Source organism: Pseudomonas sp. JL23 (assembly GCF_056933585.1).
This window is the reverse complement of record NZ_CM167795.1, coordinates 2,371,709-2,386,762: the sequence shown is the minus strand read 5'-3', so window position 1 is coordinate 2,386,762 and position 15,054 is coordinate 2,371,709. Positions and strand designations below refer to the sequence as shown.

Here is a 15,054-nt window from a genome sequence, read left to right as displayed (position 1 = left end):
CCAGGGAGCCGAGCATGCTGATCATCAAACCCCGCGCCGAAGACGTCGAAGGCCAGCCGATCCTGCGCCCGTTGCCGTCAGCACAGTGCCGCAGCGTCGGCCCCTTCGTGTTCTTCGACCATATGCTGGAAACCGACTACCCGGCAGGCAGCGGCATGGATATCCGCCAGCACCCGCATATCGGCCTGTCGACCCTGACCTATCTGTTCGAAGGCGAGTTGCTGCACAAGGACAGCCTCGGCAGCGATCAGCGGGTACTGCCCGGCGAAGTGAGCTGGATGACTGCGGGCAGCGCCATCGCCCACGTCGAACGTACGCCCGCAGACCTGGTAGCCAAAGGCTCACGCATGCACGGCCTGCAGATCTGGCTGGCTTCGCCCAAGGACCACGAGCAAGGACCTGGGCACTACAGCCATCACCCGGCAGCCAGCCTGCCGACCAGTGACAACCTGGGTATCCGCATCCGCATGATCGCCGGCAGCGGCTTCTGCCTGACCTCCCCCGTGCCGGTGCTCTCAGGCACGCTGTATGCCGAATTGCACCTGCAGACCGCCACCACCCTGCTGATCCCCACAGAGCACGCCGAGCGCGCGCTGTACGTCCTGGAAGGCGAAGCCACCCTCGATGGTCAACCGGTAGAACCCCGCAGCCTGATCGTGCTGGACAGCGGCCAGGAAGCGATCCTCAGCGCCGACAGTGAATGCCACGCGGTATTGATCGGCGGAGAAGCCCTGGACGGGGCAAGGCGGATGAACTGGAATTTCGTTGCCAGCGACCCGACCCTGATCGACCAGGCACGGCAACGCTGGGCAGCGGGCGATTGGCCGACCGTGCCGGGGGAAATTGGCAGGATTGAGTTGCCGGGTAAACGCTGATTCAGACGGATTTTCGGACGCGTTGGAGCGAGTCTTGCCCGCGAAGGCGATGGATCAGATATCAAATATGTGTCGGGTACACCGGCCTCTTCGCGGGCAAGCCTCGCTCCAACGGGCCCAGCCCTGAGGCCGGGCCAGCTTAAATCAACCCTTGAACACTTCATCCAGCAAGTTATGCATGGACTTGAATGCTCGGGTAGCGACTTTCTCGTCGTACATCATCATGCCCGGAACATTGGCATGCGGGTCGGTGAAAGAGTGGAATGCGCCGCCGTAGCTGAGCAGTTGCCAGTCCACACCCGCGGCGTTCATCTCTTCTTCGAACGCCGGCAGTTGCTCTTTCGGCACCAACGGGTCGGAAGCGCCGTGCAAGACCAGGACCTTACCCTTGATGTTATTGGCATCGCTCGGGTTTGGTGTGTCCAGAGTGCCGTGGAAAGAGATCGCCGCCTTGAGATTGGCACCTGTACGGGCCAGTTCCAGAGCACAGCAGCCACCGAAGCAGAAGCCAAATACGGCGATCTTGTCAGCATCCACGGCAACGTCGGTTTGCGCCACGAGCTGGGCCAGGGCCGCCTTGGTACGCACGTTCAACAGTTGACGATCATTCTTCAACGGCATCATCGCCGCAGCGGCCTCGTCGTTGTTGGACGGACGTACGCTTTGCCCGTACAGGTCGGCCAACAGCACCACATAACCCTGCTCCGCGACCTTTTTGGCGATCTTCTCCGCGCCTTCACTGACACCCATCCAGTTCGGGGCCATCAACAGCCCGGGGCGCGACGAAGTGGTGTCGGCAGAATCAAACACCAGACGGCTTTCATACGGCTGGCCATCGATCTGGTAAACCACGGAACGTACAGTAACGTTGCTCATTGCTGACTCCTGACTCATTGATTAAGAAAGACAAAGGCTAAACAAACAAAACCCGCCGAAGCGGGTTTTGTTCAGAGCATCGATTTAAACCGACAATTCGACCAAAAGCTTGTTCAAACGGCGCACGTATGCGGCCGGATCCTTCAAACTGTCGCCTGCGGCCAGGGCCGCCTGATCGAACAGGATGTGGGACAGGTCGCCAAAACGCTCTTCGTTCTGCTCGGCGTCCAGCTTGCCGATCAGTGGGTGAGCCGGGTTGAACTCGAAAATCGGCTTGGAATCCGGCACTTTCTGCCCGCTGGCTTCGAGGATCTGGCGCATTTGCAGGCCCAGATCCGCTTCGCCGATGGCCAGGATCGCTGGCGAGTCGGTCAGGCGATGGGAAACGCGCACTTCGGCGACAGCATCGCCCAAGGCGGTTTTCAGGCGCTCGACCAGACCTTCCTTGTCCTTGGCGACTTCTTCCTGAGCCTTCTTGTCCTCTTCCGAGTCCAGCTTGCCCAAGTCCAGATCACCGCGCGCAACATCAACAAAGCCCTTGCCGTCAAAATCGCTGAGGTAGCTCATCAGCCATTCATCGATACGGTCGGTCAGCAGCAGCACTTCGATGCCTTTCTTGCGGAAGACTTCCAGGTGCGGGCTGTTCTTGACCTGGGCGTAGGTTTCGCCGGTCAGGTAGTAGATCTTGTCCTGACCTTCCTTGGCGCGGGCCAGGTAGTCGGCCAGGGCCACCACCTGCTCGCCGCCCTCCTCGTTGGTTGAGGCAAAGCGCAGCAGACCGGCGATTTTTTCCTTGTTGGCGAAATCTTCGGCCGGGCCTTCTTTCATGACCTGGCCGAAGTTCTTCCAGAAGCCCTTGTATTGCTCAGGCTCGTTCTTCGCCAGTTTTTCCAGCATGTCCAGCACGCGCTTGGTCAGGGCCGTCTTCATCGAATCGATGATCGGGTCCTTCTGCAGGATTTCCCGGGAGACGTTCAGAGACAGGTCATTGGAGTCGACCACGCCCTTGATGAAGCGCAGGTACAGCGGCAGGAACGACTCGGCCTGGTCCATGACGAACACGCGCTGCACGTACAGCTTCAGGCCACGCGGGGCTTCACGCTGGTACAGGTCGAACGGCGCGCGGGCCGGCACGTAAAGCAGCGAGGTGTATTCCAGCTTGCCTTCGACCTTGTTGTGGCTCCAGCTCAGCGGGTTCTCGTAGTCGTGGCCGACGTGCTTGTAGAACTCCTGGTATTCCTCGTCCTTGACCTCGGTGCGTGGTCGGGTCCACAGCGCGCTGGCGCGGTTGACGGTTTCCCACTCCAGTTCCGGGGCAGCCTCGCCTTCGGCAGCGGCCTGTTCTTTAGGCAGCTCGATCGGCAGGGCGATATGGTCGGAGTACTTCTTGATGACGTTGCGCAGGCGGTAGCCGTCAGCGAACTCGTCTTCGCCACTTTTCAAGTGCAGGACGATACGGGTGCCGCGCTCGGCCTTCTCGACGTTGGCCACTTCAAAGTCGCCCTCGCCCTTGGAGGACCAATGCACGCCTTCGCTGGCCGGGGAGCCGGCACGACGGCTGTACACGTCAACGCGGTCGGCAACGATGAAAGCGGAGTAGAAGCCCACACCGAACTGGCCGATCAGGTGCGAATCTTTCTTCTGATCACCGGACAGGTTCTTCATGAAATCGGCAGTGCCGGATTTGGCGATGGTACCCAGATGGGTAATCACATCGTCGCGGTTCATGCCGATGCCGTTGTCTTCGAGGGTGACGGTTTTCGCATCCTTGTCGAAGGTCACACGGATTTTCAGCTCGGCGCCGCCTTCGAGCAATTCTGGCTTGGCCAGGGCTTCGAAGCGCAGTTTATCGACGGCGTCAGAGGCGTTCGAGATCAATTCGCGAAGGAAGATTTCCTTGTTGGAATACAGCGAATGGATCATGAGGTGCAGCAGCTGCTTTACCTCGGTCTGGAAGCCCAGGGTTTCCTTTTGAGTTTCCACACTCATGGTCATCAAACTCCAATTGGATGGTGTAAGTCATACGACAACGGCGTCTGCCTTTGCCGAACGGCGGGATGACAACAAGGTGGGGGCTGGGCAGGAGATTTCAAGAGCAGGAAAAAGTAGATTTGCCGGATCGTGGTTCGCGCGGGCCTTGTGGCACTTCGCGGGTATTGTCCGGACGCGTCGCGATACATATTCACTACATGCTTTCTATTGTTTGCGCCGTAACGCGGCTGAAACAGTTAATTGCGGGCGATGAACATCCGGTTGAACTTAATTAAAAAGACGAGGCTCGAAAGGCACGTAGCTACTCAATAAGGAGAAACACCCCATGCGTAACACTTTAGCTTATGCCTTGATCCTGTCTGCCACCCTGGGTCTTGCCGCGTGCGACAAGAAATCCGACGACACCCAGAAAAAAGCCAATGATGCTGCACAGCAGTCGCAGGAGTCCATGCAGAAAGCACAGGACAAGGTAAACGACGCGGCCAAGGAAAGTCAGGAAGCTGCGCAAAAGAACGCTGAAGCCGCGCAACAGCGCGCGCAGGAAGCCCAGGGCCAAGCCCCGAAAACCAGCAACTAGCCTTCAACAGGCCAAGCAGTATTCAAACAACAAGGCCCGCTATTCGCGGGCCTTGTTAGTTAAGCAGGCAGACTAAGCCAATACTTCGCGACGCTTGCCTAACAGCCGGTCACACACAAATGCCACGACCAGGGTAAAGCACGCCGGCACCAGCCACGCCAGGCCCTGATCACTCAGCGGCAAGTGCGCAACGACTTGCGGCAGATGCTCGCCAAGCCCCGCACCCTTCAGCGCATCGATGATCCCGAACAGCAACGACACCAGCATCACCGGTGCGACGATGCGCCCCTGGGAATGCCAGAAACCCTTACAGAAGCTCAAGGCCACCAGAACGATGCACGGCGGGTAGATGGCCGTCAGCACCGGGATGGAGAACTGGATCAGCTTGGTCAGACCCAGATTCGAGACCAGCAGCGAGAACGCCGCCAACAGAATCACCAGGGTCTTGTAGGACAGCGGCAGCACGCGGCTGAAATACTCGGCACAGGCACAGGTCAGGCCCACTGCCGTAACCAGGCAGGCCAGGGAAATCAGCACCGCGAGAAAACCGCTGCCCAACGAACCGAAGGTGTGTTGCACATAGACGTGCAGCACAGCGGCACCGTTGCTCGCCCCCGCTGCCACGGCATGACTGCCGGAACCCAGGCGGAACAGGCTGATATAGACCAGCGCCAGGCCAAGACCGGCAATCAACCCGGCAATGATCGCGTAACGGGTGATCAGCCGGGGCGACTCGACACCACGGGAACGGATGGCATTGACGATGACAATGCCAAAGACCAGGGCACCCAAGGTGTCCATGGTCAGATAGCCATTGATAAAGCCCTGGGAGAAAGGAGAGGCGACGTAGGCAGACTCTGCGACGCCGATCTCGCCCGCCGGCAAGGCAAAGGCGGCAATGCCAAGCACCGCCAGGGCAATAATCTTCAGCGGCGCAAGGAAACGCCCTACCGTGTCCAGCAGGCGACCGGGGTAGAGGGAAATCCAGAACACCAGCAGGAAATACACCGCACTATAGATGAACAGCGCCAGGGGACTTTCGCCGGTCAGAGGCGCCAGGCCCACCTCAAAGGATACCGTCGCCGTACGCGGTGTGGCGAACAGCGGCCCTACTGCCAGATAGCAGACTGCGGCGAGAATGCCACCGGCGACCTTGCCAATGGGGCTGCTCAGGCTGTCCATGGCGCCACCGACCTTGGCTAGGGCGACCACGGTGATCACCGGCAGACCTACGGCCGTGACCAGAAAGCCCAAGGCCGCCATCCATACGTGGGGCCCGGCCTGCAAGCCGACAATGGGGGGGAAGATGATATTGCCAGCCCCTACGAACAGGGCAAACGTCATAAAACCAAGTGCCAGGATGTCCTGACCTTTCAACACTTTCATCGAGAAAACCACACTGCCAAATCGGAATTAGAGAGCGATTTCCCAATGGGTAAGGGAAATGTTGCCTGTCCTTTTAGGACAAGCCCGGCCTGTGCAACGACCCCTTGTGAGGGCCGGTAGGCACAAAATGGCGGCTAGCCTAACCAATTCGGCAATTTATTGCACTGATACAGGGCATTCCAGGCGATGAACGCACGCTTTTATGGCGACGAGCGAGAGATTTTCCGGCATCTCGGCGCTGAGCACACAGACCCCCTGTGGGACCAGCTTTAGCCGAGAAGGCATCGCGCCAGATCAGGAAAATGCCCAGCCTGTCCCGGCCCCTTCCCGGCTAAAGCCGGTCCCACAGAAAGGCTGCATTTCAAGGCCCAGAACGCACAAAGGCCACCCGAAGGTGGCCTTTGCTGGTTGCGAGTCAGTCAGCCGAAGCTTACTTGACAGCCCAACCGGTCAGCTCAGCCAGGGCTTTGCCGATATCTGCCAGGGAACGCACGGTTTTCACGCCAGCGTCTTGCAGAGCAGCGAATTTCTCGTCTGCAGTGCCTTTGCCGCCGGAGATGATTGCGCCCGCATGGCCCATGCGCTTGCCCGCAGGGGCAGTCACACCAGCGATGTAAGAAACGACTGGCTTGGTCACGTGTGCCTTGATGTAGGCAGCCGCTTCTTCTTCAGCCGAACCGCCGATCTCACCGATCATGACGATCGCTTCGGTCTTCGGGTCTTCCTGGAACAGTTTCAGGATGTCGATGAAGCTCGAGCCCGGGATCGGGTCACCGCCGATGCCGACGCAAGTCGACTGACCGAAACCGGCGTCAGTCGTCTGCTTGACAGCTTCGTAGGTCAGGGTGCCGGAACGCGACACGATACCGACCTTGCCTGGCAAGTGAATGTGACCTGGCATGATGCCGATCTTGCACTCGCCCGGAGTGATGACGCCTGGGCAGTTAGGGCCGATCAGGGTAACACCCAGCTCGTCGCACTTGACCTTGGCATCCAGCATGTCGAGGGTAGGGATACCTTCGGTGATGCAAACGATCAGTTTGATACCGCCGAAGGCAGCTTCCAGGATCGAATCTTTGCAGAAAGGAGCCGGAACGTAGATCACGCTGGCGGTAGCGCCAGTTTGCTCTACCGCTTCACGAACGGTGTTGAACACAGGCAGGTTCAGGTGAGTGGTGCCACCCTTGCCTGGCGTCACGCCGCCAACCATTTTGGTGCCGTAGGCAATGGCTTGTTCGGAGTGGAAAGTACCCTGCGAACCGGTGAAGCCCTGGCAGATAACTTTGGTGTCTTTATTGATCAGGACGCTCATTATTTGCCCTCCGCAGCTTTGACGACTTGTTGAGCAGCGTCGGTCAGGCTGGTAGCAGCGATGATGTTCAAGCCGCTTTCTGCCAGTACTTTAGCGCCCAGTTCAGCGTTGTTGCCTTCAAGGCGAACAACAACCGGGATTTTCACGCCGACTTCTTTCACTGCGCCGATGATGCCTTCGGCAATCATGTCGCAACGAACGATACCGCCGAAGATGTTGACCAGTACTGCAGCGACGTTGGTGTCGGACAGAATGATCTTGAACGCTTCGGTAACGCGTTCTTTGGTAGCACCGCCGCCCACGTCGAGGAAGTTGGCTGGTTTGCCGCCATGCAGGTTGACGATGTCCATGGTACCCATGGCCAGGCCAGCACCGTTGACCATGCAACCGATGTTACCTTCCAGGGCTACGTAGTTCAGTTCGAACTTGGCAGCGTGCGCTTCGCGCGGATCGTCCTGCGACGGATCGTGGAAAGTCTTCAGCTTAGGCTGACGGTACATGGCGTTGGCGTCGATGTTGATCTTGGCGTCGAGGCAATGCAGATCGCCGTCAGCCTTGATCACCAGCGGGTTCACTTCCAGCAGGGCCAGATCGTGATCCTGGAACAGTTTGGCCAGACCAACGAAGATCTTGGCGAACTGGGCAACTTGCTTGCCTTCCAGACCCAGTTGGAACGCCAGGTCGCGACCCTGGAATGGCTGAGCGCCAACCAATGGATCGATAGTGGCCTTGAGAATCTTCTCAGGAGTGTCGTGAGCGATCTTCTCGATGTCCACGCCACCTTCGGTGGAAGCCATGAACACGATACGACGGCTGGAACGATCCACAACAGCGCCCAGATACAGCTCTTTGGCGATGTCGGTGCAGGATTCAACCAGGATCTTGGTGACTGGCTGACCATTGGCGTCAGTCTGGTAAGTGACCAGACGCTTGCCCAGCCACTGCGAAGCGAACGCTGCTGCGTCTTCTTTGCTGCGAACCAGCTTCACGCCGCCCGCTTTACCGCGGCCACCAGCGTGAACCTGGGCTTTGACAACCCACTCGCTGCCGCCGATTTTGTCGCAAGCTTCTGCTGCTGCTTCCGGGGTGTCGACTGCGTAGCCTTTGGAAACTGGCAGGCCGTATTCAGCAAACAGCTGCTTACCCTGATACTCGTGGAGATTCATGCTTATTACCGTCTTCGTTAGGTACTGCGCATTCGGTGCTGCACATCGTGGGTGCCGCACCACCTGTGACCGCTTGTCCCGATGATTGCAGGAAGATTCCTGCAGTCACCGGGAGGTCGAGTCCAACGGACCTTCCGCGGTGAGTCTTGCTCGCAAGGCTCACGACGGGCAGTCCGTCGTGGTTTTCTTTCTTAGCGTTTTTTCTTGTTCTGGATGTGGATGGCACCGCCATTCACAGCCAGGGCTGCTTCGTGCAGCGCTTCGGACAGCGTCGGGTGGGAGAAGACCATCATGCCGATGTCTTCGGCACTGGTGCCGAACTCCATGCCGATCGCGCCCTGCTGAACCAGCTCTGCAGCGCCTGGACCAATGACGTGTACACCCAGTACACGGTCTGTCTTGGCGTCAGCGATGACCTTGACGAAACCGCCAGTGTCGTTGGCTGCCATTGCACGGCCACTGGCCGCGAACGGGAAGCTGCCGACGTTAACTTCAACGCCTTCGGCCTTCAAGGTCTGCTCGGTTTTACCAACCCACGCGATTTCCGGGTGAGTGTAGATAACCGATGGGATCAGGTCGTAGTTCATCTGGGTCTTGTGACCCTTGATGCGCTCAACCACCATGATGCCTTCTTCCGAAGCTTTGTGTGCCAGCATCAGACCACGGACCACGTCACCGATCGCGTAGACACCAGGAACGCTGGTCTCGCACTGATCGTTGACGAAGATGAAACCGCGCTCGTCGATATCGACGCCGCTATCGGCAGCCAGCAGATCGGTGGTCACAGGACGACGGCCTACCGCAACGATCAGGCGGTCAAACGTGATGTTCTGCTCACCGTCTTTGTCGGTGTAGTTGACGACAACTTCATTGCCGTTGACTTTCGAGCCAGTGACGCGAGCGCCCAGCTTGATGTCCAGACCCTGCTTGGTGAAAGTCTTCTGAGCTTCCTTGGCAACGGCTTCGTCAGCGGCTGGCAGGAACTTCTCCAGGGCTTCCAGAACAGTCACCTTGGAACCCAGACGCGACCATACCGAACCCAGTTCCAGGCCAATAACGCCAGCACCGATAACGCCCAGACGCTCAGGCACGGCCTGGAATTCCAGGGCGCCGGTGGAGTCGACGATGACGTTCTGGTCGACCGGAGCCGGTGGAATGTCGATCGGACGCGAGCCGGAAGCCAGGATGATGTTGTCGGCTTCGATGACTTCGGTGGTGCCGTCAGGCTTGGTCAGCTCGACTTTCTTGCCGGCCAGCAGTTTGCCGTGGCCTTGCAGGGAAGTGACGCCGTTAGCCTTGAACAGGCTGGCAACGCCGCCGGTCAGGCCCTTGACGATCTGGGACTTGCGGCCAACCATCGCGGCCACGTCCATCTTCACTTCGGAAGTGGAGATACCGTGTACTGCGAAGCCGTTCTTGGCTTCGTAGAACTTCCAGGAGCTGTCCAGCAGCGCCTTGGATGGAATGCAACCGACGTTCAGGCAAGTACCGCCCAGGGCCAGCTTGCCCTCCTTGTCCTGATACTTCTCGATGCAGGCAGTCGTCAGACCAAGTTGTGCAGCCTTGATCGCGGCGACATAACCGCCAGGGCCAGCGCCAATCACTACTACGTCGAATTTCTGGGACATAAAAAAGAGTTCCTCTTTAGCTGCGAGCTTCAAGCTGCGAGCTGCAAGCCGGTCCGCGGTGTCCTGCGGATTCGGCATGCGACCATTTCATTGAGTGCAACGTACAGGCCCCGGGCAGCGAGCGAACCGCTTCTATCTTGAAGCTCGTCGCTCGCAGCTCGGGGCTGCCTCATCAGATATCCAGCAGCAGACGAGCCGGATCTTCCAGCAGGTTCTTGATGGTAACCAGGAAGGTCACGGCTTCTTTGCCATCGATCAGACGGTGATCGTAGGACAGAGCCAGATACATCATCGGACGGATAACAACCTGACCGTTGATCGCCATAGGACGCTGCAGAATGTTGTGCATGCCCAGGATGGCCGCTTGCGGCGGGTTGACGATCGGAGTCGACATCATCGAGCCGAAAGTACCACCGTTGGTGATGGTGAAGGTACCGCCAGTCATCTCGTCGATGGACAGCTTGCCGTCACGGGCTTTCTTGCCGTAGGCAGCGATGCCGCCTTCGATTTCAGCCAGGCTCATCTGCTCAGCGTTGCGCAGGACCGGAACCACCAGGCCACGGTCGCTGGAAACCGCAACGCCAACGTCGGCGTAGCCGTGGTAGACGATGTCGGCACCGTCGATCGAGGCGTTGACCGCAGGGAAGCGTTTCAGCGCTTCGGTTGCAGCCTTGACGAAGAACGACATGAAGCCCAGGCGTACGCCGTTGTGGGACTTCTCGAACAGATCCTTGTACTTCGAACGCAGAGCCATGACTTCGGTCATGTCGACTTCGTTGAACGTGGTCAGCATCGCCATGTTCGACTGAGCTTCAACCAGGCGCTTGGCCACGGTGGCGCGAACGCGGGTCATCGGTACGCGCTTCTCGGTGCGGTCGCCAGCGGCGAACACAGGAGCAGCAGCGCCGGCAGCGGCAGGCTTGGCGGCAGGCGCAGCAGCTGGAGCGGATTTCTTCGCTTCAACGGCAGCGACTACGTCTTCCTTGGTCACGCGGCCATCTTTACCCGTGCCCTTGACGCTGGCCAGGTTGATGCCGTTTTCTTCAGCCAGTTTGCGGGCAGCAGGAGCAGCAACTGCGTCGTCGTCAGCAGCGGCAGGTGCGGCAGCAGCTTGCGCCGGTGCAGCAGCTGGAGCAGCGGCGGCGGCAGCAGGAGCAGCCGATGCGGTGCCACCAGCGTCCAGGGTAGCGATCAGTTCGTTGGACAGGACGGTCTCGCCCTCGCCTTTTACGATCGATGCCAGTACGCCGTCAGCTTCGGCCAGTACTTCCAGGACAACCTTGTCGGTCTCGATGTCGACCAGCAGTTCATCACGCTTGACCGCCTCGCCCGGCTTTTTGTGCCAGGTGGAAATGGTGCCGTCGGCAACGGATTCCGGGAAAGAGGGGGCTTTGATCTCGATAGCCATTATCTGTAATTCCTTAATTCGGTTTCTAATGCGCGAAGGCGTTAAACAGTGAAGGCATCTTGCAGCAGTTTTTCCTGCTGCTCGGCGTGCATCGATGCATAACCACAAGCGGGTGCTGCAGAAGCATCACGACCGGCGTACTCGAGAACGAGGTTGCGGTTGTGGTTGCCAATGCTGCGACGCAGGTGATGCTGACTGCTGTACCAGGCGCCCTGGTTCATCGGCTCTTCCTGACACCAGACCACATTGGTCAGGTTGCCGTACGGAGCGATGGCTTCCATCAGGTCGTCTTCCGGGAACGGATACAGCTGCTCGATACGCACGATGGCGATATCTTCGCGGCCTTCGGCACGACGTTTTTCCAGCAGGTCGTAGTAAACCTTGCCACTGCACAGAACCAGGCGAGTCACCTTGGCGGCATCGAGGGTGTCGATTTCCGGGATGACGGTCTGGAACGAACCGTGGGCCAGATCTTCCAGGGTCGAGATTGCCAGTTTGTGACGCAGCAACGACTTCGGAGTCAGGACAACCAGCGGCTTGCGCAGCGGACGGATCACCTGGCGACGCAGCAGATGGTAGATCTGCGCCGGCGTGGTCGGCACGCATACCTGGATGTTGTGCTCGGCACACAGCTGCAGGTAACGCTCCAGACGTGCGGAGGAGTGCTCCGGACCCTGGCCTTCATAACCGTGCGGCAGCAGCATGGTCAGACCGCACAGACGGCCCCACTTGTGCTCGCCACTGGTGATGAACTGGTCGATCACGACCTGGGCGCCGTTGGCGAAGTCGCCGAACTGGGCTTCCCAGATGACCAGGGCGTTTGGCGAGGTCGTCGAGTAGCCGTATTCGAAGGCCAGTACCGCTTCTTCCGAAAGGAAGGAGTCGTACAGGTCGAAACGTGGCTGACCGGCATACAGGTTCTGCAGAGGGATATAAGTGCTTGCATCCTTCTGGTTGTGCAGAACGGCGTGACGGTGCGAGAACGTACCACGACCGATGTCCTGGCCAGTCATACGGATCGGATGGCCTTCGAAGGCCAGCGTCGCGTATGCCATGGTTTCGGCATAGCCCCAGTTGATCGGCAGGCCACCGGCTTGCATCTTCTGGCGGTCTTCGTAGATCTTCTGCACCTGGCGCTGAACCACGAAGCCTTCCGGCAGTTCCATCAGCTTGGCCGACAGTTCCTGGAGGGTCTTGAGGTCGAAGCTGGTGTCGTGGCGCGCGGTCCAGGCATGGCCCAGGTATGGACGCCAGTCGACGAACAGTTCCTTGTTGGGCTCTTTGACCAGGCTCTTCACAACGTGCATGCCATTGTCGAGGGCGTTGCGGTACTCGTCGACCTGAGCCTGAGCGGCATCGGCAGTCAGAGCGCCGGAGTTCACCAGTGCCTCGGCATACAACTCACGGGTAGTGCGCTGCTTGGTGATCTGCTGGTACATCAACGGCTGGGTGCCGCTTGGTTCGTCAGCTTCGTTGTGGCCGCGACGACGGTAGCAGACCAGGTCGATTACCACGTCACGCTTGAACTGCATGCGGTAGTCGATGGCCAGTTGGGTCACGAAAACAACGGCTTCAGGGTCATCGCCATTCACATGGAGAATCGGCGCCTGGATCATCTTGGCAACGTCGGTGGCGTACTCGGTAGAGCGCGCGTCCAGCGGGTTGCTGATGGTGAAGCCGACCTGGTTGTTGATGACGATGTGTACGGTACCGCCGGTCTTGAAGCCGCGGGTCTGGGACATCTGGAAGGTTTCCAGAACCACACCCTGGCCTGCGAAGGCAGCATCACCGTGCAGGGAGATCGGCAGAACCTTGTCGCCAACGGAGTCGTTGCGACGATCCTGGCGGGCACGAACCGAACCTTCGACCACCGGAGAAACGATCTCCAGGTGAGACGGGTTGAACGCCATGGCCAGGTGGACTTCGCCGCCTGCGGTCATGACGTTGGACGAGAAGCCCTGGTGGTATTTGACGTCACCGGAACCCAGCTCGACCTTCTTCTTGCCTTCGAACTCGTCGAACAGCTCGCGCGGGTTCTTGCCGAAGGTGTTCACCAGCACGTTCAGACGGCCACGGTGGGCCATGCCGATGACGACTTCCTTGGTGCCGTAGGAACCGGAACGCTGGATCAGTTCGTCGAGCATCGGGATCAGGCTTTCGCCGCCTTCCAGACCGAAACGCTTGGTGCCCGGGTACTTGGTGCCCAGGTATTTTTCCAGGCCTTCGGCAGCGGTGACACGCTCCAGCAGGTGAGCCTGGATGTCGGCGGAGAACGCAGGACGCCCACGCACGCTTTCGAGGCGCTGCATGAACCAGTTGCGCTGCTCGGAATCGACGATGTGGGTGAACTCGGCGCCGATGGTGCGGCAATATGTCTGCTGCAACGCCTCGAGAATTTCGCGTAGGCTGGTCTCTTCTTTGCCGATGAACAAGTCACCTGCGCGGAAAGTCGTGTCCAGGTCGGCGTTGGTCAAACCGTAGTGGTTGATCGACAGGTCGGCGGGCACAGGACGCTGCCACAGACCCAACGGGTCGAGCTTGGCGCCTTGATGGCCACGCATACGGTAAGCCTGGATCAAACGCAGGACTTCGACCTGCTTCTTCTCGTGTTCGCTGCTCACGCTTGCGGCCGATACCGGTTGAGCGCGGCGCTGGTTTTTCGCCAGCAACACGAAATGATCGCGAATCGTCGAGTGCGATACATCGGTGGCAGAACTGCCGTCAGCTGGCAGCTTCTGAAAGTAGGTGCGCCACTCTTCTGGCACAGCGTTAGGGTCGTGCAGGTAGAGCTCGTAGAGCTCTTCCACATAGGCAGCGTTACCACCGGAAAGGTGGGCACTGTTCCACATGCGCTGCATCACGCTTTCTTGCATGCTTGGTCACCCTCGGTTAGGGGACACCACCGGCGAAAACGCCCCACAGCCTCGAAAAATCAAGCTGAAAGGAATCACGCAGATAGTCCGGGTACCAGCCCGGATGCCCCTGCTGGTCTCAATTACGTCAAATAAGAGCCGCAGCTTTGTGAGCTACCGCTCAAGTTAATACTGTGGCGCCGGCTCGAGCCTGCGCCACAGGAGTTACAGGTACAGCGGTTTACGGTGCAACAGTTGAATCTGAATCAGACGCCACTTTGCAGGAGCATGTTGCGGATATGGCCGATTGCCTTGGTAGGGTTCAGACCCTTGGGGCAAACGTTCACGCAGTTCATGATCCCGCGGCAACGGAATACGCTGAACGGATCGTCCAGGGAAGCCAGACGCTCGGCGGTCTTGTTGTCACGGCTGTCAGCCAGGAAACGGTAGGCTTGCAGCAGTGCAGCTGGACCGAGGAACTTGTCCGGGTTCCACCAGAAGGACGGGCACGAAGTCGAGCAGCAGGCGCACAGGATGCACTCGTACAGACCATCGAGCTTTTCGCGCTCTTCCGGAGTTTGCAGACGTTCGATGGCCGGAGCCGGAGTGTCGTTCAGCAAATATGGCTTCACCTTCTCGTATTGCTTGTAGAAGATGCTCATATCGACGACCAGGTCACGAATAACTGGCAAACCAGGCAGCGGACGCACCACCAGCTTGTTGTTCTTGACCACGGCGGACAGCGGCGTGATGCACGCCAGGCCGTTCTTGCCGTTGATGTTCATGCCGTCGGAACCGCACACGCCTTCACGGCACGAGCGACGATAGGAGAAACCTTCGTCCTGTTCCTTGATCAGGGCCAGTACGTCCAGAACCATCAGGTCCTTGCCACCGGTATCAACGTCGAACACCTGGGTTTTAGGCGCCGAGTCGCTGTCGGGGTTGTAACGATAAACTTCGACTTTCAACATAGCAGCCACCC

The 15,054-nt window shown here is 59.0% G+C and carries 11 protein-coding genes; 2 read left to right on the top strand and 9 right to left on the bottom strand.

Annotated features, from left to right (window positions below; all coding sequences use genetic code 11):
• The first annotated feature begins 14 nt into the window (after positions 1-14).
• Entirely contained in the window at positions 15-875 is an 861-nt protein-coding gene (locus tag AC1Z24_RS11225) for a pirin family protein (protein WP_483745693.1), read from the top strand.
• A gap of 144 nt (positions 876-1,019) precedes the next feature.
• Here the strand turns inward: AC1Z24_RS11225 and AC1Z24_RS11220 are convergent, their stop codons facing one another.
• Positions 1,020-1,751: a dienelactone hydrolase family protein gene (locus AC1Z24_RS11220; RefSeq protein ID WP_483745692.1), complete on the bottom strand. Its 732-nt coding sequence runs from the start codon at positions 1,749-1,751 to the stop codon at positions 1,020-1,022.
• Positions 1,752-1,835: 84 nt separating this feature from the next.
• Entirely contained in the window at positions 1,836-3,740 is a 1,905-nt protein-coding gene (gene htpG / locus AC1Z24_RS11215) for a molecular chaperone HtpG (protein WP_483745691.1), read from the bottom strand.
• Positions 3,741-4,068: 328 nt separating this feature from the next.
• Here htpG and AC1Z24_RS11210 point away from each other — a divergent pair, with 328 nt between their 5' ends.
• Positions 4,069-4,320 (top strand): hypothetical protein, encoded by a 252-nt coding sequence (locus AC1Z24_RS11210; RefSeq protein ID WP_483745690.1) that lies wholly within the window; start codon positions 4,069-4,071, stop codon positions 4,318-4,320.
• Positions 4,321-4,392: 72 nt separating this feature from the next.
• Here AC1Z24_RS11210 and brnQ read toward each other — a convergent pair whose 3' ends face one another.
• From brnQ to AC1Z24_RS11175, 7 genes are all read right to left on the bottom strand, one after another.
• Positions 4,393-5,706 (bottom strand): branched-chain amino acid transport system II carrier protein, encoded by a 1,314-nt coding sequence (brnQ, locus tag AC1Z24_RS11205; RefSeq protein WP_483745689.1) that lies wholly within the window; start codon positions 5,704-5,706, stop codon positions 4,393-4,395.
• A 430-nt stretch (positions 5,707-6,136) separates the two neighbouring features.
• Complete coding sequence (gene sucD, locus AC1Z24_RS11200; protein ID WP_483745688.1) at positions 6,137-7,018, bottom strand: succinate--CoA ligase subunit alpha; 882 nt, start codon at positions 7,016-7,018, stop codon at positions 6,137-6,139.
• The gene (gene sucC, locus AC1Z24_RS11195; RefSeq protein WP_259100382.1) at positions 7,018-8,184 is read right to left on the bottom strand and encodes an ADP-forming succinate--CoA ligase subunit beta; all 1,167 of its coding nucleotides are present in this window, start codon (positions 8,182-8,184) and stop codon (positions 7,018-7,020) included. Before sucC ends, sucD begins: the two co-directional genes overlap by 1 nt.
• 191 nt (positions 8,185-8,375) lie before the next feature.
• Positions 8,376-9,812: a dihydrolipoyl dehydrogenase gene (gene lpdA / locus AC1Z24_RS11190; RefSeq protein ID WP_483745687.1), complete on the bottom strand. Its 1,437-nt coding sequence runs from the start codon at positions 9,810-9,812 to the stop codon at positions 8,376-8,378.
• Between the two features lie 172 nt (positions 9,813-9,984).
• Complete coding sequence (gene odhB / locus AC1Z24_RS11185; protein WP_259100384.1) at positions 9,985-11,220, bottom strand: 2-oxoglutarate dehydrogenase complex dihydrolipoyllysine-residue succinyltransferase; 1,236 nt, start codon at positions 11,218-11,220, stop codon at positions 9,985-9,987.
• A gap of 41 nt (positions 11,221-11,261) precedes the next feature.
• Positions 11,262-14,093 carry a 2-oxoglutarate dehydrogenase E1 component gene (locus AC1Z24_RS11180; protein WP_483745686.1) on the bottom strand — a complete coding sequence of 944 codons (2,832 nt, stop codon included), beginning with the start codon at positions 14,091-14,093 and terminating at the stop codon, positions 11,262-11,264.
• A gap of 245 nt (positions 14,094-14,338) precedes the next feature.
• A complete protein-coding gene (locus tag AC1Z24_RS11175) occupies positions 14,339-15,043 on the bottom strand; it encodes a succinate dehydrogenase iron-sulfur subunit (protein WP_259100386.1) in 705 nt (234 codons plus the stop codon).
• Positions 15,044-15,054: the final 11 nt, after the last annotated feature.